19 protein-coding genes are annotated in these 18037 nt (G+C 67.6%); 8 read left to right on the forward strand and 11 right to left on the reverse strand.

Features of this window, described 5'->3' with window-relative positions; translation table 11 throughout:
• Positions 1-41: 41 nt before the first annotated feature.
• Complete coding sequence (locus ARTB_RS01545; RefSeq protein ID WP_028276181.1) at positions 42-761, reverse strand: endonuclease/exonuclease/phosphatase family protein; 720 nt, start codon at positions 759-761, stop codon at positions 42-44.
• Between the two features lie 186 nt (positions 762-947).
• Between ARTB_RS01545 and ARTB_RS01550 the strand changes: the two genes are divergently transcribed.
• Positions 948-1751 carry a thioesterase family protein gene (locus tag ARTB_RS01550; protein ID WP_243177316.1) on the forward strand — a complete coding sequence of 268 codons (804 nt, stop codon included), beginning with the start codon at positions 948-950 and terminating at the stop codon, positions 1749-1751.
• A 1-nt stretch (position 1752) separates the two neighbouring features.
• Here ARTB_RS01550 and ARTB_RS01555 read toward each other — a convergent pair whose 3' ends face one another.
• On the reverse strand, positions 1753-2136 hold the full coding sequence (locus tag ARTB_RS01555; RefSeq protein ID WP_028276183.1) for a DUF2177 family protein: 384 nt from the start codon (positions 2134-2136) through the stop codon (positions 1753-1755).
• A gap of 16 nt (positions 2137-2152) precedes the next feature.
• On the opposite strand from ARTB_RS01555, the gene ARTB_RS01560 reads away from it, so the two are divergent.
• Complete coding sequence (locus ARTB_RS01560; RefSeq protein WP_243177317.1) at positions 2153-2899, forward strand: lipoate--protein ligase family protein; 747 nt, start codon at positions 2153-2155, stop codon at positions 2897-2899.
• Here the strand turns inward: ARTB_RS01560 and ARTB_RS01565 are convergent.
• From ARTB_RS01565 to ARTB_RS01575, 3 genes are all read right to left on the reverse strand, one after another.
• Positions 2872-4470 carry an acetyl-CoA carboxylase carboxyltransferase subunit alpha/beta gene (locus ARTB_RS01565; RefSeq protein ID WP_243177318.1) on the reverse strand — a complete coding sequence of 533 codons (1599 nt, stop codon included), beginning with the start codon at positions 4468-4470 and terminating at the stop codon, positions 2872-2874. The two genes, ARTB_RS01560 and ARTB_RS01565, sit on opposite strands and share 28 nt — an antisense overlap.
• The gene (locus ARTB_RS01570) at positions 4464-5729 is read right to left on the reverse strand and encodes a CaiB/BaiF CoA transferase family protein (RefSeq protein ID WP_243177319.1); all 1266 of its coding nucleotides are present in this window, start codon (positions 5727-5729) and stop codon (positions 4464-4466) included. Before ARTB_RS01570 ends, ARTB_RS01565 begins: the two co-directional genes overlap by 7 nt.
• A gap of 82 nt (positions 5730-5811) precedes the next feature.
• Entirely contained in the window at positions 5812-7221 is a 1410-nt protein-coding gene (locus ARTB_RS01575) for an SLC13 family permease (RefSeq protein ID WP_243177320.1), read from the reverse strand.
• Positions 7222-7344: 123 nt separating this feature from the next.
• On the opposite strand from ARTB_RS01575, the gene ARTB_RS01580 reads away from it, so the two are divergent.
• Positions 7345-8052, forward strand: coding sequence for a FadR/GntR family transcriptional regulator (locus ARTB_RS01580; RefSeq protein WP_028276186.1), 708 nt, complete (start codon positions 7345-7347; stop codon positions 8050-8052).
• Between the two features lie 12 nt (positions 8053-8064).
• Positions 8065-9384: a carboxylesterase family protein gene (locus ARTB_RS01585; RefSeq protein WP_243177321.1), complete on the forward strand. Its 1320-nt coding sequence runs from the start codon at positions 8065-8067 to the stop codon at positions 9382-9384.
• A gap of 12 nt (positions 9385-9396) precedes the next feature.
• Here ARTB_RS01585 and ARTB_RS01590 read toward each other — a convergent pair whose 3' ends face one another.
• Positions 9397-9792 carry a GNAT family N-acetyltransferase gene (locus tag ARTB_RS01590; RefSeq protein WP_243177322.1) on the reverse strand — a complete coding sequence of 132 codons (396 nt, stop codon included), beginning with the start codon at positions 9790-9792 and terminating at the stop codon, positions 9397-9399.
• A gap of 333 nt (positions 9793-10125) precedes the next feature.
• Complete coding sequence (locus tag ARTB_RS01595; RefSeq protein WP_243177323.1) at positions 10126-10383, reverse strand: DUF1387 domain-containing protein; 258 nt, start codon at positions 10381-10383, stop codon at positions 10126-10128.
• Between the two features lie 179 nt (positions 10384-10562).
• Here ARTB_RS01595 and ARTB_RS01600 point away from each other — a divergent pair, with 179 nt between their 5' ends.
• Positions 10563-10823, forward strand: coding sequence for a hypothetical protein (locus tag ARTB_RS01600; protein WP_243177324.1), 261 nt, complete (start codon positions 10563-10565; stop codon positions 10821-10823).
• Positions 10824-10846: 23 nt separating this feature from the next.
• Entirely contained in the window at positions 10847-11380 is a 534-nt protein-coding gene (locus tag ARTB_RS01605; protein WP_243177325.1) for a GNAT family N-acetyltransferase, read from the forward strand.
• 86 nt (positions 11381-11466) lie between these two features.
• On the opposite strand, the gene ARTB_RS01610 is transcribed toward ARTB_RS01605, so the two are convergent.
• From ARTB_RS01610 to efeO, 4 genes are all read right to left on the reverse strand, one after another.
• The gene (locus ARTB_RS01610) at positions 11467-11916 is read right to left on the reverse strand and encodes an SRPBCC family protein (RefSeq protein ID WP_243177326.1); all 450 of its coding nucleotides are present in this window, start codon (positions 11914-11916) and stop codon (positions 11467-11469) included.
• Complete coding sequence (locus ARTB_RS01615; RefSeq protein WP_028277533.1) at positions 11916-12254, reverse strand: ArsR/SmtB family transcription factor; 339 nt, start codon at positions 12252-12254, stop codon at positions 11916-11918. The genes ARTB_RS01610 and ARTB_RS01615 overlap by 1 nt, the downstream gene beginning before the upstream one ends.
• A 156-nt stretch (positions 12255-12410) precedes the next feature.
• Entirely contained in the window at positions 12411-13826 is a 1416-nt protein-coding gene (gene efeB, locus ARTB_RS01620; RefSeq protein ID WP_243177327.1) for an iron uptake transporter deferrochelatase/peroxidase subunit, read from the reverse strand.
• Entirely contained in the window at positions 13823-14743 is a 921-nt protein-coding gene (gene efeO / locus ARTB_RS01625; RefSeq protein WP_243177328.1) for an iron uptake system protein EfeO, read from the reverse strand. The genes efeB and efeO overlap by 4 nt, the downstream gene beginning before the upstream one ends.
• 210 nt (positions 14744-14953) lie before the next feature.
• On the opposite strand from efeO, the gene ARTB_RS01630 reads away from it, so the two are divergent.
• Both ARTB_RS01630 and ARTB_RS01635 read left to right on the forward strand, forming a co-directional pair.
• A complete protein-coding gene (locus tag ARTB_RS01630) occupies positions 14954-17509 on the forward strand; it encodes an AMP-binding protein (protein ID WP_243177329.1) in 2556 nt (851 codons plus the stop codon).
• 32 nt (positions 17510-17541) lie between these two features.
• Positions 17542-18030, forward strand: a complete 489-nt coding sequence (locus tag ARTB_RS01635) for a hypothetical protein (protein ID WP_243177330.1) — start codon at positions 17542-17544, stop codon at positions 18028-18030.
• Positions 18031-18037 lie beyond the last annotated feature (7 nt).

Genomic DNA, 18037 nt, shown 5'->3' on the forward strand with positions numbered 1-18037 from the left:
GGCAGCGCCGGCGGTCAGCACCGACCCGGCAGGACCGGCCGCTAATGCTCCGCAGGTCCCGAACCGTTGGGGGGCGCCTCCTGGCCGTATTCGGCCGAGATCAGGATGGGCAGGTGGTCCGAGGCGCCGCGGGGCAGCGTCTCCACGCTTTCGATCTCCAGCCCCTGGGAAGTGGCAAAATCAAAATGGCCCTTGAAGACCTTGTACCGGGTATAGGTCCGGCGGTCACTCATCGTGAGGTCGTAGCCGGCGTCCTTCATCTTCTCGGTCAGGGACTTGGTGAAGAACGGATAGTTGAAGTCGCCCACCATCAGTGACATCAGCCCGCCACCCATGCTGAGCAGCTCGGCGTGGGCGGCATGGATCTGGTTCCGCCGCAGAGAGTTCGACGCCGTCAGCGGCGCCGCGTGGAAGGACGCGATGACGAGTTCGTGGTCGGTCTCGTTGTCGGTCACACGAGTGCCGATGAGCCGCTCGTGCGCGGGGGAGAGGACACGGTCGTGCATGGACTTCTTAAGGGCGAAGGTCTTGGTCTCGTAGGCCGTGAAACGGCTCATGCGGTAATAGATCGCCAGGCCCAGCCGGTTGCCCTTGGTGGAATCGGCCAGGTGCAGATCCCCGATGGTCTCCGGCAGATCGTCCGTATCGCACTCCTGGAGGCACAAAGCATCAATCTCGAAATCACGTGCCAGATCGACCAGCTCGCCGCTGGCCGCGTGCTTGCGGAGGTTGTAGCTGATGACTCTAAGCAGGGGGAGCACCTCTTCGGTGAATAGTCGTTAAAACCTCACCCGAGTCTACCCAGTCCGAGCGGATCGGTTGGGAACAAGCGCAGCGCGCGTCCGGGGTCCGCGCCGGATCGGAGCCGGAAACACAGCGGCCGGGATCACGGAAAGCGCAGCAGGATAGTGTGTTCTGGAATCACCAGCCATGCGAAAGGGCGGACGTTGACTGCTGCACTACCGGAACTTGCCGAGGGCGATTTCTACTACGAGGCCCTGGGGGACGGGCGGTTCCGCTCCACCATCCACGCCCAAGGCGCCTGGAACGAACACGAGCAGCACATGGCCCCCGCGTCCGGCATCATGGCCGACCGCCTGGCCCGGCACGAGCCCCGCGAAGATATGCGCATGGCGCGGCTCAGCTACGAAATCCTCGGGCTGATCCCCGGCGGTGAGTTCGAGATCGTGACCTCCACCCTGCGCCCGGGCCGGACCATCGAACTGGTGCAGGCCGAGCTCGTTTCCGGCGGGCGCACGGCCATTCGCGCCACGGCCTGGCGGATGATCACCTCTGACACGTCCGCCATCGCGGCCTTCGAGGATCCCAGGATTCCGGCGCCGGAGGACTGCGAGCCGTACGACGCCGCGGCCGTCTGGCCCGGCGGCTACATCGCCTCCCTGCACATGCGGATCGCCGAGGGCCACCGGGCGGGCTCGGGAACCGTCTGGCTGCGCACCGACTACCCGCTGACAGACCGGGCGGACAGCGGCGACCTCGCCCGGCTGGTCGGCCTCGTGGACACGGCGAACGGCATTGCCGCCCGGGTCCCGCCGGGCAAGGGCAGCTACGCCTTCCCCAACCTGGACCTGCAGATCCATATGTACCGGCAGCCGGAGGGGGAGTGGCTGGGGCTGGACAACGAAGTCACGTTCGGTACGGACGGGATCGGGCTCACCTCCACGGTGCTGCATGACCTCACAGGCCCGTTCGGACGCGCGGAACAGATCCTGACGCTGCGCAGGTCCTAGCTCAGTGGAAGACGAGCCAGCCGGCCAACGTGGCCAGCGCCGTCAACACGGCACCCCACAGGATGTCCACGACGATTAGCTGCCACGGCCACGTCTTGAGCGTGGCGGCATTTGTCAGATCGTAGGTGGCGTAGCCAAACACGCCCAGCGCGGCACCGTAGCCCACAGCGCTGAGCCAGCTGCCGCCGTCGAGCGCTGGCGTCAGGGCAAAGAACACGATCCCGGCAATGTAGATCACGTAGAACACCACCGCGTAACCTAGATTGGGCTTGTCGGCCATCAGGTCACCAATCTGGCGGCGGTAGAACGGGTTCATCGTCTTGAGCCAGATGGCGTCGATGACGGCGAATGCGGCGGCTACGACGAGGAATTGCAGAATGACCATAAGGGAGCATAACAACATGCCGCAGGCGCCAGCCGGGTCCCGGACACTGACGGTGGTGCGGCAGCAGGAATCACTTGGCGCCGCGGCCGACCTCGACTTCGCGCTCGGGCTCCTCCAGAAGGTCAAGACCGGCTCACTCGGTCCCACCTTGCGGCTGTACCGGCCGGTCCCCACGGTCGCCTTCGGCCAGCGCGACACGCACCTGCCCGGCTTCGCGGCCGCCGCCAACGCCTGCCGGCAGCTGGGCTTCGAGCCGCTGGTCCGCAAGGCCGGAGGCCGCGCGGCGGCCTACCACGAACGAACGCTCGTCATCGACCACCTGGAACCCGATGCGGACGCGATTGCCGGGGCCAAGGGGAGGTTTTCGCGGTTCGGCGAGCTGCTCGCCGGGGCACTGCGCGACGCCGGCGTGGATGCCGGCGTCGGCGAGATCCCGGGGGAGTACTGCCCCGGGGAGTTCAGCGTGCACGGCAGCGACCCGGAGGTCCCCGAACACCGAATCAAGCTGGTCGGCACCGCCCAGCGGGTGGTCGCCGGCGGCTGGCTCTTCAGCTCCGTGATCGTGGTGGCGGACTCCGCCCCGATCCGCGCGGTCCTGGAGGCCAGTTACACCGCCCTCGGCCTCGAATGGGACCCCGCGACGGCCGGCGCGGCCGATGACCTGGTGCCGGGCCTCGACGTCGATGCGGTCGAGGCCGCGGTGATCGCCGCCTACGGACGCTACGCCCCGCTCAGCTACGCGGAGTTCTCGAGCCTGCTCTGAGCCTCATCCAGCGGTGACCCCGCCGGGGGGCGTCCCGCCACTGGCGCAAGGACGCTGCCCAGATTGCGGTACTTCGCCAGACGCCCGGGGAGCAGTTCGTCGACTCCTGCGGTGGAGAGCATGGCGAGTTCGTATTCAATGGCCCGGCCGAGGCGCTGGCAGAAGGCCTGCGCCTCGTCGGCGGCATCGGGCCGTTCGTCCACGATGTGCTCCACAAGTCCGTTGGCGTGCAGCGACGCGACGTTGACGCCCTGGGCCTCGGACATGGCCGCGGCGAAGCCCGTGCTCCGGTGGACGATCGCGCTCGCGCCTTCCGGCGGCAAAGGAGAGAGCCAGGCGTGCTGGGCGGCGATGGTGCGGTCCGCGGGCAAGAGGGCCAGTGCCCCGCCGCCGGATCCCTGTCCGAGCAGTACGGACACCGTGGGTGCGTTGAGTCCGATGAGGTCGTGCAGGGAGCGGGCGATCTCGCCGGCCAGGCCGCCTTCCTCGGCCTCCTGGGACAGGGCGGCACCGGCGGTGTCGATGATGGTGACCAGCGGGAGCCCGAGTTCCTCGGCGAGGCGCATGCCACGCCGGGCCTCCCGGAGGGACGCCGGCCCCATCGCGGTCTGTCCCATGCCCGTCGGCCGCGTCGCCCGGGGCCGGGTGTGGCCGATCACGACGCAGGGTTCCCTGCCGAAACGGGCCAGGGCCAGTTGGAGGCCGGGGTCCTTTTCGCCCTGGCCGGTGCCGTTGAGCGGAAGCACGTCCCGGGCCCCGTGCGCCAGCAGTTGCCGGACATCCGGCCGGCGGGGGTCGCGGGAAATGCCGATCGATTCCCAGGCGCCGGCGCCGGACGGCTTCACGGACAGCGTGGCGGGCGCGGCGACCGGCGGGCGGGGGCCGGTGACCAGGATGCCCAAGGCGCGGTCGACGACGTCGGACAGCTGCCAGGGAGGGACCACCGCGTCAATCAGCCCTTTGTCGAAAAGGTTCTCGGCCGTCTGAACGTTCTCCGGGAACGGGGTGGCGTGGAGGGCCTCGTAGACCCGGGGTCCGAGGAAGCCGAGCAGGGCGCCGGGCTCGGCGGCGGTGATATGGCCGAGGGACCCCCACGAGGCCATGACGCCTCCCGTGGTGGGATGACGCAGGTAGACCAGGTAGGGCAGTCCGGCCTTGCGGTGGGTGCGGACGGCGGCGCTGATCTTGACCATGGAGAGGAACGCGATGGTCCCTTCCTGCATGCGGGTCCCGCCCGACGCGGGGCCGGCGAGGAGGGGCAGGCCTTCGCGGGTGGCCCGTTCGACGGCGGTGACGATCCGTTCCGCGGCGGCCTGGCCGATGGAGCCGGCGAGAAACCGGAACTCGCTGACGATGACGGCCACCCGGCGGCCCCGGATCAGGCCTTCGCCGGTAAGGACGGATTCGTCCACGCCGGTCCTGGCCCGTGCGGCGGCCAGTTCCTGCCGGTACTCGGGGCCGGGATCGGGGTCCACCACGGGCGCGTCCCAGCTGCGGTAGGACCCGGGATCGAGGACCGCGGCGATGAGTTCGGTGGCGTCCAGGTGCCGGACCTTCTGCCGGGTCAGCATGCCCGGGGGCCTTCCTGGCCGGCGACTGTGGCCGCGCCTGCTCGGGCGCCGGCTGGGGTGCCGGGTGTCAGCCCCAGCCACCGCCGGACCTGCTCCCCATCCTGGTCCAGCAGCGGCGGTGCGGCGTGGGACGTCAGCGTGGTTTCGTTGGTGCCGGCGGCGCTGAAGAACCGCAGCGGCGGGCCGGGCAGGCTCACGGTGCCGAGGATCTTATGCTCGACGTCGATCACCAGACCCTGCGAGTGGACCTGTTCCCATTCGTAGACTTCGTCCAGGGTTCTGACCTTGCCGGCCGGGATGCCGGCGTCGTTGAGTTTGGTGAGCAGCGGCTCGGCCTCGAAATCGGAGAACACCTGCTCCACTTCTTCGATGACTTTCTCGCGGTTGCGCACGCGGTCCGCATTGGTGGCGAACTCCGGCCGCGCGGCGTCGATCCCGAACGTCGAGGCGAACGTCTTCCAGAGCTTCTCGCTTCCCACGCTGATCTGCACCCTGCCCTGCCGGCAGTGGAACAGTCCGTAGGGGGCAATGGACGGGTGGTGGTTGCCCTGCGCCTGCGGCACTTCGCCCGCAACCGTGGCCCGGGTGCCCTGGAAGGCATGGACCCCGATCAGGGCCGCGAGCAATGAGGTGCGGACGATCTGGCCCTGGCCGGACCGCTCACGCTGGAGCAGCGCCGCGAGGGTGCCGAACGCCCCGTACATGCCAGAGAGGAGGTCGGCGATGGGGACCCCGACCCGCTGCGGATCGTCCGGCCCGGATCCGGTCAGGGACATCAGCCCGGCCTCGCCCTGGAGGATCTGGTCGTAGCCGCTGCGCTGGGATTCGGGCCCGTCGTGCCCGAATCCTGTGATGGAGAGGACCACCAGTGCCGGATTCAGGGTGTGCATCTGCGCGGCGGAGAATCCGAGCCGGTCCAGGACGCCGGGACGGAAGTTCTCGATGACCACGTCGGCGCGTTCCAGCAGCTCCCGCAGCACTGCCCGCCCGTCGTCGCTCTTCAAGTCCAGGGCAATGGATTCCTTGTTGCGGTTGCAGGACAGGAAATACGTGGCCTGCGGATCATCCTCGGGGCCCACGAATGGCGGCCCCCAGCCGCGGGTGTCGTCGCCGGTGCCGGGGTTCTCCACCTTGATGACCCGCGCGCCGAGGTCAGCCAGCATCATCCCGGCATGCGGGCCGGCGAGGGCGCGGCTCAGGTCTACTACGAGATAGCCGGTGAGGGGGCCTTCGGCGTCGGGCATGGGTTCGGTGCTCATGGACGTGTTCCTTCTTTGGTCGGTCGTGGCGGGCGCGCGGTGGGCTTGCGGGGTTGGTTGATTTGTCGGCTACATCCAGCGGTCACATCCAGCCCGGGACTACCATGACCAGCCAGGCGACGGCCGGTCCGACGGCGACGACGATGCCGCTGTAGGCCAGGATCTGCTTGTAGAACCTGTCCTTGTCCACGTCCTCGGGCGCGTTGGCCAGGACCAGGGCGCCGTTGGTGGAGAACGGTGACACATCCACGATCGTGGAGGCCACGGCCAGGGCGGCGATCACGCCGACGGCGCCGACCTCGCCGGTGGCCAGAAACGGCACCGCCAATGGAATGAGGGCCGCGAGGATGGCAGTGGAGGAGGCGAAGGCCGAGACGAGGGCACCGATGTAGCAGATCAGCAGGGCGGCGAGCAGGGGCATGCCGAGATCCGCCACTCCGCCGGACACGAATGCGATGGTGCCGGCTTCTTCGAGGACTCCCACGAACGTGAGCATGCCGCAGATAAGCAGGACCGTGGACCAGCTGATCTTGTTGACGGCGCCCTTCTGCGCTGCGGGAGACACCAGGGCGAGGACGATCGCGATGGTGATTGAAACAAAGCCGACGTCCACCTTGAATCCGAGCGAGATGACGGCCAGGGCGATCAGGCCAAGGATGGTGATGAGCTGGGGCATGGATGCACGGGCGCCGCTGGCCGGAGGTGCGCCGGCCGGGGCGGGACCGGCGGCCGAGGATGTTCCAGAGCCTGAGGTGCCCTTGGCCGAGACGCCGGCGGCGGAGATGTCGGATCCGGATCCCTGCAGCGTGACGCCGGCCGCGCGGGCACCCACGCTGACGGACAGGCGCTTTTCTGCGGCCTGTTCCACCAGCCGCCCGCCCGGGGTGGACAGCAGTTTGCCACCGCCGAGGACGACAAACAGCACCAGCGCGATGGCCAGGTTGAAGAGGAAACTCGCCAGGAAGATCGCCATCGGGTTGGCGTCCAGCTCCGTCCTGGCAATGATGCTGTTGACGGTGACGCCATAAACGGCGATGGGGGAGAAGCCGCCGGCCTGCGCGCCGTGGATCACCATCATGCCCATCATGAGCGGATTGATTTTGTGTTTGGCGGCGAAGCTGAGGGCGATCGGCGCGATGATGGCCACGGCGGCCGGGGAGAGGGCGCCGACGGCGGTAATCACCGCGGTGATGGCGAACATGACCCACGGGATCAGGGCGACCTTGCTGCCGACCAGCCGGACGGCGCCCCGGACCAGCAGGTCGATGGTGCCGTTGTTTTGCGCGATGGCGAACAGGTAGGTAACCCCGACGATGGTCAGGAACAGGCCGCCGGGGAAGTTGGCCAGGATGTCGTTGGTGGACATCCCCAGCACCACGGAGCCCAGCAGGAAGGCGCCGACGAAGGCCAAGGCACCCATGTTGAGTGGCAGCACCGTGGCCAGAAGGAACATCACCGCCAGGATGATGATGGACAGGACGGGAGCGGACATCGTTGTTCCTCCGGATCGAAGTGGGTCGTTACTGGCTTAGTGGCCTAGCCTCCTAGACACTAGGTGTCTTTGTCAATAGTTCTCCGGTAGTCTTAGGGGTCAGGACAGGCTGGAAGGACGCGCATGGCAAAGCAGGCGGCAACGCATCAGATTTCCCGCGTTTCGCGGCCCCGGCTTTACGAGCAGCTGGTGGAGCAGATCATGGACTTCATCGAGTCCGCCCAGCTGGGCCCCGGGGACACATTGCCGGCCGAACGGGAACTTGCCGAGCGGTTGGGTGTTTCGCGTGCCACTCTGGCGCAGGCCCTGGTGGCCCTCGAGGTGCTTGGCGTGATCGACGTCCAGCACGGCACCGGAGCGGTGCTGGTCTACCGGCCGAACGTTCCATCCGTGATCAAAGGCCTCCGCGAACACCGGAGCCGTCTGCCCGAGATCGTTGAGGCGCGGAGCACGCTGGAGGTCAAGCTGGCCGAACTGGCCGCGGCCCGCCGCACGGAGCAGGACATGGACGCGATCGATCACGCCCTTGAAGCCATGGCGGCAGAGGTCGCCTCGGGAGACCGCGGCGCACGCGGCGACGAGCTGTTCCACCAGGCCGTCACCGCCGCGGCCCACTCGGCGGTCCTGGCCCAGCTCATGACCTTCATTGCCGGCATGGTCCTGGAAACGCGCCTCGAATCGCTCGGACAGCCCGGCCGGCCGGAGCAGTCGCTCGCCTCCCACCGCAAGATCGCCGACGCGATCAGGTCCGGGGACTCGGCGGCCGCCGCGGCGGCGATGCTGGAGCACATTGATCTTGTCTCCGACGTTGCCCTCCTGAAGAACAGCTAGACCGGAACAAACGTGAACCTTTCCTTCGATCCGCCGTGTGGCCCGATCACCGGATGGCGCGACGGCGCCGTCGTGCGTGCCGCCGGCATTCCCTACGCCACCGCGGAACGCTTTCAGCCGCCCGCGCCGGCACCCGACTGGTCCGAGACTCTCGAGGCGACATCCCTGTCTCCGGCGTGCCCGCAGGCGCCGGTGCCCTTCCTGGATGACGTGCTCGGCACCCGCTACGGCGAACTTCCGGGCAGCGAGGATTGCCAGCGCCTGACCATCACCCTGCCGGCCGATCTCCACGACGGTGAACGGCTGCCGGTAATGGTGTGGCTGCACGGCGGGTCCTACACGTCCGGTTCCGGGGATCTGGCGATCTTCGACCCCGCAGCGCTGGTTGCCGAAACCCGGGTGATCGTCGTTTCGGTGACCTACCGGCTGGGCCTCTTCGGATATTTGTCCACCAGCACCGGCCGTCCCGCCAACCTCGGCCTGCTCGACCAGATCGAGGCGTTCCGGTGGGTGCAGCGCAACATCGCATCCTTCGGCGGCGATCCGGGCCGCGTCACCGCGTTCGGGCAATCCGCGGGCGGAGACGCCGTCGCGCACCTCATGGCGACCCCTGACGCGGCGTCACTCTTCCAGCGCGCCATCATTCAAAGTGCGCCGCTGGGCATTACCCGGGGGCGGGAAAGGATGACCGCCGCCATGGGGGTGGCCGCGGAGGCGGTTACCGCCGCGACTCCGGCGATGGACGTCGTCGCTATTGAAGAAGACGTGGCGCGGGCGGCGAGGAAGTTCGGTCTGATGGCTGCCATGCCGTTCGGGATCCAGTACGGGCATTCACCCCTGCCCGAGGAATCCGGGCTTGACCGGGCCTGGAATGCCGCTGCCCCGGCGATCGACATCCTGATCGGCTACACAGCGGAGGAAGCCCGGCTGTTTCTGCCGCGCAGCCCGCGCCTGGGCCGGGTGGCGAGGATTCCCGTGGTCGGCAGCGCAGTGCTCAAGACGGTCACATGGGTGGTTACGGAATTGGTGTACGGCAAAGCGGCCAGGCAATTTGCCAGGCGGCATGTCCGGGCGGGCGGGCGGGCCCACAGCTACGTGCTGTCCTGGCGCGCACCGGGAAATCTCTATGGCGCCGCGCACACCGTTGACCTGCCCCTGCTCTTCGGCCACCAGCGCACGTGGGAAGGTGCCGGACTCCTGGCGGGGGCGACGTGGGACGAGGTCAATGCCCACGGCCGGGCGATGCGGGCGCTGTGGGCACGGTTCGCCTACGGGGAAGGCCTCGGATCCCGGGGAGAGATTCCCGGCTCGCTCCGGTACCGCTCGGTCTGAACTCCTGAGGCCTCACCGGCGTGCGCTTTCGGAGGGACTTGCCTGCCAGTCCAGGATCATTGGCTGTGGCCTGGCCCGTGACCAGTCGAAGATGAAGTTCATGAGGGCCCGGCCGGTGCCGGCCAGCCGCGAGTCTGGGTCTACAAAGACGTCATGGACCCGGCCCGTCGTGAAGTCAGCCCGCAGGCCTGGCCCGAAATCCTGAGCGAGGCCATAGCCGAGCAGCCTGGTGCGTGCCAGAGCCACCGGGAGGCACCATGAGGCGTCGGCCAGGAACCGGGCGAAACGGCTATCGAAAACCTCCGGCGGAACCTCCTGTGCGGCTGGAGTGAAGGCAATGGACAACCGGCGCACCTCGGCCGCGTCTTCCGGCCTCGCTGCGCGCACCACCAGCCTTATCTGCGTCACGTGGGCACTTTCCCTTGAATCATCGACGACATTTGATCAATCCTGTGGACGGAAATGGGGTCGTGGCTCTGCCGCGTCAATGGCCGGGGCCTCTGCGCGAAGCTGTGCGATCCGCAGCCTCAGATACGTGTTCAGCCGGAATACGGTTCGCGCCAGGACGAATACCGCCGCCACCGGAAAGGCCCAGTAAAGAACCGCAACAAGCAGACCAAGGTCCAATTTCAAACCCCCAGAGTTGATGACGCGTTTGCGACTCAGCGCAGCATAGAGGCTGCAGCGACTATTGACGTAGTCAACTTCAGCTGTGGTGACCCGGCCGAAATACGGGAGTGCTTACTCAGTGAGTTCGGCCAGCACTTCTGCGGCGTCCGTATTGCCGGCAGCTGCCAGACGCCGAAGCTCATCCAGATCTTCCTTCTCAGCTGCGAGTTCAACCAGCTGATCCTCAGCGTCGCGGCTGCCGCCGTCGGCAAGTTTTCGCAGCTCCTCGAAATCTTCCCGCTCCGCAGCCAGCTCGATGAGCTCGCCGATGGCGTCGTTGTCACCGCGGGCAGCCCGCTCCCGGAGTGCCGAAAGATCAGATTCTGACATTGCGTGGACCTTTCCAGAAAACGGTTCCGTTCGGCCGGCCCGGTCCGCAGCGGTCGACGTGGCCGGTGGAGGTCGACACGGTGTTAATGCAGGGTACCGCGCTGACGGAATCGACCCTAGTGTGATGTCTGCCAGGAGTTCCAAGGGCTAGCCCATTTACGGAGATGCGGAGGAGGGCCGTGGAAGAAACGCCTCGGCCCGGCCGGCGTCCGATGTGGCCCTGGGTGTGTGCCATCTTGTTGGTGATCGCCGTCGACGCCTTGCTTCTCGGCTTTCGGACAGGCGAGTGCATCGACTACACGGCGGAATCCGGCGCCGCCAGCACCTGCACGAGCGGCCCGGCCCTTGGATCCGCGGGCACGTGGCTCCTCGCCGCAGCCAGCGTCCTCGTCATCGGCTACCTTGCCCGCCGCCTCGCGCGCGCCGCCCGGCCCCGGTGACCGCAGTTGATAGATTCTGGACCATGACCACTCCGGACATCAGTGTCAGGGCCGCAACCGTGCACGACGCCGCACGGCTGGCCGAGATCCACATCGCGGCCTGGCGGGCCACTTACCGCGGCGTCCTGACCGATGATTACCTGGACGGCCTTGACGTCGACCGCGCGGCATCCGCCTGGCGCCGAAACATCCTTGAACCCAGGCAAGGGACCATTCACCTCGTCGTCCAAAGCGCCGATGCGGTTGCCGGGTTCGCCATCCTCGGCCCTGCTGCCGGCGACCCGGACCCGGGAACCGGTCAGCTCCACGCGATCAACGTGCATCCGGACTGGTGGGCGCAGGGCGTAGGTTCCGTCCTGTTCGCGGCCGCGCAACAACAGTTGATCGAACTCGGCTATGAACGGGCATTTCTCTGGGTGGAGAAGGGCAACGATCGGGCTATCAGCTTCTACACCAACCGCCGTTGGCTCGACGACGGAGGGGCTCTGGAAGATACGAGATTCGATCCGGCGGTGGCCGAGAAGCGCCACAGCCGGATCCTCCCCGCCGGGCGCTAGCCGAGGACTCCCCGGCGTCAGGCTCCCGTCCAGCGCCGTGTTCAGAGCCAGCGCCTCAACCTGACGAGTCTTTACTCCCCGATTCTTTACTCCCCGATCTGGGCCAACGTTTCCGTCAGCTTCTTGAGGATCTGTCCGCGCCAGCCGCCACCCATAATGCGGTGAGCGATCACATGACTCGGCTCTTCCGGGTCGAATCCTTCGTGGATGAGGAACAGTCGTGTCCCTGCCCCCTCGGGGACCAGGGTCCATGTGACTGTGCTGTTCAGGTTGTTGCCCGCTTCTGCGTCCCGCCAGGAGATCCGCAGGAGCCGTTCGGGGTCAATTTCAAGAACTTCACTGGCGACAAGACCGCTGAAGCCTACGGCCGGGACAGGAGTCCCGCGCATGGTGTAGCGGTGCCCAATGACGGGTTCAAAGTCGTTTTCCATCAGCCACGCCGCGATCAGGGCCGGTTCCGTGAGCGCCCTCCACACCTTTGCGGGCGGGTGGGGGAGAAATTCGTCGAGCTCTATGGCCGTCAACGTCAATGACATCAGGTGTCCTTCAGGTTTTCGAGAGTATGGTTCAGGTCTTTTAGGCGGGCGCGCCAGAACTTCTCGAAAGGCGACAGCCACGAGGCAACGTCGGCAAGAGGCTCGGGTGTCAGTAAATATCGAATTGTCCGTCCCCTCCGCTCCTCCGAGACGAGGTTCCGATCGAGCAGCACCCTCAAATGCTCGGACACGCTTGGTCGGGCCATGTCATATCGTTCGGCAATCTCGCCAGCGGTTCGTGGCCCCTCCAGCAGGAGCGTCAGAATGTCCCGCCTGGTGGGGTTAGCCAACGCTCCGAAGAGAAGGTCAGCGGGAGAATCCTTCGTTCTGACTGGCACGGACCAATAATAGGTAGGATATTTCCTACGGGTCAAGTTTTCTGGCTGCCTGTCAGCCTGCCGGGTCCGCTGGTGCTGGGGTCCGGAAGATCGGGCCGTGGAGTTCGCCGGGTTCCGCTGGGCCCGGCGGCCTGCGGGCACCGGTGACTGCCGCCATCATGCGAAGAGACCTTCGCCGATGAAGCCTCCCGCCCGGATGCCAGGCGGAACCGCGAACAGGCCCGAGCCGGTGTGCTTGAGGTATTCCAGGGCCAGCGTGTCCTCCTTGGCCATGGCCAGCTGCATGGGCACATAGTGGGTCCTGGGGTCCGTGACGAACGCGATGAAGAACAGTCCGGCGTCGAGGTGCCCCAGGCCGTCCGAGCCGTCGGCGTAGTTGTAGCCGCGCCGGAGCATCTTGACGCCGTCGTTCTGGCTCGAGTGCGCGAGCCTGACGTGGGCGTCCATCGGGATCAGCGGTTCCCCGCCGTGACCCTGGATCTGGAAGTCGGGAGCGGTGAATTCCTCGCCGCCGGAGAGCGGGGCCCCTGCGCCCTTGGTGCGCCCGATCAACGCCTCCTGTTCCCGCAGTGAGGTGCGGTCCCAGATTTCGATGTGCATCCGGACCCGGCGCGCCACAAGGTACGTGCCGCCGGCCATCCAGCCCTCTTCCGGGCGCGTTCCCTGGCCTGCCCACACATGCTCCTCGAGCAAAGCGGTGTCCTCGGCCTTGAGGTTGTTGGTGCCGTCCTTGAAGCCGAAAAGGTTCCGCGGGGTGGCCTGTGACCTCGACGTGGACGACGTCCGCCCGAAGCCGAGTTGGGACCAGCGGACGCGCGTCTGCCCGAAGCCGATGCGGGCCAGGTTGCGGATCGCGTGGACGGCCACTTGAGGGTCGTCGGCGCAGGCCTGCACCACGATGTCGCCGCCGGTGCGTCCGGGCTGGAGGTCGTCGCCTGGGAAGTGCGGCAGGTCGATCAGGGCGTCCGGGCGGCGCCCCTCGAGTCCAAAGCGGGCGTTGCCGTCCTTCTCGAACAGGCCGGGGCCGAACCCGAAGGTGAGGGTGAGTCTGTCGGCCCCGAGGTCCAGGGCCTCACCTGTGTCCTCGGGCGGGGCGTCGTAGGGGCCATCGACGGCGCCGCTGCTGCCCGTGCTGCGCCCCTGGGTCATCGCCGCGGCGGCGTCCGTCCAGTCTTTCAGGAGCCGGATGAGCTCTGCACGGTCCTCCGTGACCAGGTCGAAGGCTGCAATGTGAAGACGGTCCTGGGCCGGCGTGACGATGCCGGCCTGCCGGACACCGTGGAAGGCGATGATGTCGCCGGGCTCTGCCACTGGGGCGGCCGCGGCCTCGACGGCGTCGTGGCTGAGGAAGCCAGCGGCCAGACCGGCGACGGCGCCCGCGCCGCCGGCTCCTGCCAGGGACAGGAGCCCGCGGCGGGACAGCCGGCCCTTTCCCGAACCGGGGGCTGCCGGCGGCGCGGGCATGGCGGCGGCTCCCGATGCCCTGGCTGGTTCCGGTGCGCTAGCTGATTCGGGGGCGCCGCCGCCGTCGGGGGCCCGGCGGGGGTTGGCGCCGAAGGGGCAGCCGGTCACGGGGCTACTGCCGAAGTGAGCTTGGCCAGGGGCTCGCCCAGGGCATCAACCAGGGAGGCGAGCTGCTGCACCTGGTCCTGGCTGAGGTCGTTGTAGTAGGCGAAGCCTGCGCCGGTGGAATGCTGCTTGAGCCCGGCCTGCAAGGCAGCGAACTTGGCCTCGAGCGCTTCGCCCAGGTCCGGGTCCTTCTGCTGCAGCGCAGGCAACAGGCTCTCGAAGGCGGTCCGGGCTCCGTCAACGTTGGCCTGGAAGTCCCAGAGATCGGTGTGGGACCAGATTTCTTCCTCCCCGGTAACTTTGCCGGTGGCCACCTCGTCCAGGAGCTCCTTGGCGCCGTTGCCGATCTTGTCCGCGGAGAGTTCCACAGTGCGGGTCCGCTGGGCCAGGTCCTCGGTGTCGGCAACAAGCTGCGTGGCGATGGTGGCACGCTCCGCCGGTGCGAGGGGCGTGTAGCCGGCCGGCGGGAACAGGTCCTTCTCGGCCCGGTGCCAGCCGGTCCATTCCTGGCCGGGTTCGAGGTCGGCTTCACGGGCATCGAGCTTGGGGTCCAGGTCCCCGAACGACTCGGCGACCGGCTCGATGCGCTCCCAGTGCATGCGCGTGGCGGCATAGAGCCCGCGGGCCTTCGTCGCATCCCCGGCGGCGTAAGCCGCCGCGAATGCCCTCGTGCCGGTAACCAGCTGATCCGTCTGATCCACGACGAAAGCGGAGTATTGCCGGGTGCCGGTGTCCAGCAGGCCCTGAAGGTGGGCGTCGACGGCGGGACTGCTCGTGACCTGGATGGGTCCGGCGGCGCCCGGGTCCTTTGGGTTGCCCATGCAGCCGGCCAGGGCCAGCGGAACGGCGGTTGCCGCGGCCAACAGGGCAAGCGTCTTCCGGAACCGGGGGGCGTTTTTGGGCAGGGGGATGCTGGGCATGGTGTTTCCTTGGATCGGTGGGGGTGGAGCAGTGCGGTGTGGGGGAGCGGAGGCAGGGGTCCGGGACCGTGTGGGCTGTCCCGGCAACATCGCCGAGGCAGGCCCGACTTAGGTACACCTAAGTAAGGAGGATACCGATTCGCGGCGATTACGCAAACCTTTCGTACCCTAATTTGGATTAGGTAAGCCTAATCTAATAACATCGTCCGGGTGACCACGCAGCTTGACTTGATGCGGGTGCCCTTTGCCGCCGATCTTGCGAGCTACGGGGACAGCCCAGCCATCCTTACTGACACCCTGGCAATGACGTACCGGGAGCTGGCGGAGCGGGTCGATGCCTTCGCCCTCCGGCTTGGCGCCACGCGGCGCCTCGTGGCGCTCGCCGCAGCCAACGACGTCGACTCTCTGGTGGTCTATCTGGCGGCCCTGGCCGGCGGCCACCCGCTGATCCTCCTGCCGGAGGACAAGCCGGCCGCCCTGGAATCCCTCGTTGCGGCCTACGACCCCGACGTCGTTGTCCAATCCGGCAACGGTCAGCTCCTGCTGGACGAACGCCGGACCGGCACCCGCCATGAGCTTCACCCGGACCTCGCGCTCCTGCTCAGCACGTCCGGATCCACGGGCTCGCCCAAGCTCGTGCGGCTCTCGCATGCGAACCTGCAGGCCAACGCCGAGTCGATTGCCCAGTACCTGAACATCGGGCCCGACGACCGGGCCGTGACGACTTTGCCGATGTCCTACTGTTACGGGCTGTCCGTGATCAACAGCCACCTGCTCCGGGGCGCCGGGCTGGTCCTGACCGGCCTTTCCGTGGTTGATCCGTGCTTCTGGGAGCTCTTCCGACGCCGGGGAGCCACGTCCTTCGCGGCCGTTCCATACACCTTTGAACTGCTGGAACGGGTCGGGTTTGCGGACATGGATCTGCCCGGCCTGCGCTACGTCACCCAGGCCGGGGGCCGGCTGGGGCCGGATTCGGTGCGGAAATACGCCGAACTTGGCCGCCGCAGCGGCTGGGAATTTTTCGTGATGTACGGCCAGACCGAAGCGACGGCACGGATGGCATATCTGCCTCCTGAACTGGCGGCCGAGGTGCCGGGCGCGGTGGGTATCCCGGTGCCCGGCGGCTCGTTCCGGATCGACCCCGTGCCGGGGCTGGAGCACGGCGAACTTGTCTACAGCGGCGCCAACGTCATGCTTGGCTATGCCGAATGCCCGGCGGACCTCGCCGCGGGCCGGACCGTTACGGAGCTCCGCACCGGCGACCTTGCCAGGCTGCACCCGACGGGCGTCTACGAAGTGGTGGGCCGGCGCAGCCGGTTCGTCAAGATCGTCGGGCTGCGCGTTGACCTGGGGCAGGTGGAGCGGCTCCTGGCGGACCTCGGTGTGCAGGCGGCCAGCGCCGGGACGGACGACGGCGTCGTCGTCGCCGTTGAAGGCGACCACGACGCGCACCTGCTGGGCAAGGTCCTCGCCCAGGGCATGGGGCTGCCGCGAGCCGCCCTCGAGGTCCACGCCGTCGAACATCTCCCGCGCCTGGCCACGGGCAAGCTCGACTACAGGGGCGTCCTGGCCCTGTCCGCGCCGAAACCAGGGCCAGCACCCGCCCCCGCGACGGAAACCGGCGCGCCGGACAATAATGCTCCGGACAGCGTTCGGAAGATTTTCCAGGACGTGCTGGAGTGCGCCGACATCGCGGACAGCGACACGTTCGTGTCCCTGGGCGGGGACTCACTGTCCTACGTGGCCGCATCGGTACGGCTGGAACAGGCGCTGGGCCATCTCCCGCCGGATTGGCACGTGACCCCGGTCCGGGCCCTGGTGCCGCCGCGAACTGCACCGGGCCGGACGCGTCGACGCTTCTTTGCGCCCGTGGAAACGAGCATCGTGCTGCGGGCCGTCGGGATCGTCCTGATCGTCAGCACGCACGTTGGGCTGTTCAGCTGGCAGGGTGCGGCCCACGTGCTCATGGCGGTGGCAGGCTACAACTTCGCACGCTTCCAGCTCTCTGGGACGCGGTTCCCGCGGCTGCGGAGGCAGCTGTCCAGCGTGGCAAGAATCATCGTGCCGAGCATGGCGTTCATCGCGGTGGCCTTCCTGATCACCGACAACTACGCGCCCGCCAATATCGTGCTGCTCAACGCCGTCCTCGGGCCGGAGGGGGTGAGCACCCAGTGGCACTTCTGGTTCATCGAAATTCTCGTCTACCTGCTTCTCGCGGCGACGGCGCTTCTGGCCATTCCGTGGGCGGACCGGGCCGAGCGGCGGTTCCCGCTGCTCTTTCCGCTGGCGCTGACCGGCGTGGGGCTCCTGACCCGGTATGAGCTGGTCAACCCGGGCGTGCCGCACACGGCGCCCGCGCTCTGGCTCTTCGCATTGGGCTGGGCTATCGCACGGTCCCGGACCGTCGCACAGCGTTGCCTGGTCTCGGTCATTGCAGTCCTGACCATTCCAGGATTCTTCGAGAACCCCGGCCGGGAGGCCACGCTCCTCGCCGGGATCCTGCTGCTCATCTGGCTCCCCAGCATTACGGTGCCGCAGGTCCTCCGCCGACTCATGGTGGTACTCGCCAGCGCCTCCCTCTACGCATACCTTGTCCACTGGGTGGTCTATCCGCCGCTGGCCGGGATCAGCCCCGCCTTGGCCGTGGCAGGCTCGCTGGCCGCGGGGGTAGCCTACTGGGCGCTCTGCCTGCGCTTGATGGGGGCGGTCAACCGCCGGCGGGCAGGCGCCGGCAACGATCCGGGCACGAATTCAGCACAACAGTAGGCGCCGACTGCTGTACCAGCGACACTGACGGCATGGTTTTCTGTCTGAAAGACAGCGGGCGACGCTCCACGATCCGTGCCACGGTTGGCGCATTGGTACTGGCTGCCTCGCTATCGGGGTGCTCGTCCTCCACGGGCGGGGAGCCGCCATGCTTTCCGCCCGCCTATTCGCTGACCCCGACGACGGCCGCACCGGGGCAAAGCGTGACGGTGGCAGCCCCGGACGCTGGCTGCAACCCCCGCTACGGCAACAACGCGCGCATCCAGGTAAGCGTCACCGACGCAACCGGGGTGGAAGTCGTGAATACCACCAGCGCCATGAACGACGCCGGCGGGTTCACTTACACGTTTGTCGTGCCCGCCCGGACAGCCGCGGGGGATGCCGCCGTAACCGCGGTGCCCTACAACATTGACTGGTGCGATGACACCGGCAGGAACAACCGCGTGGCGGGCGCTGGCGACGTCCGCCTCGAACGGGTGTCCTGCGTGATGCCGATGAAGCCGCTGACCGTCACCCGCTGAAGTGCAT

Origin of the sequence: Arthrobacter humicola, from assembly GCF_022803015.1 — a bacterium.
In the GTDB taxonomy this organism is placed as follows: Bacteria; Actinomycetota; Actinomycetes; order Actinomycetales; family Micrococcaceae; genus Arthrobacter; species Arthrobacter humicola_A.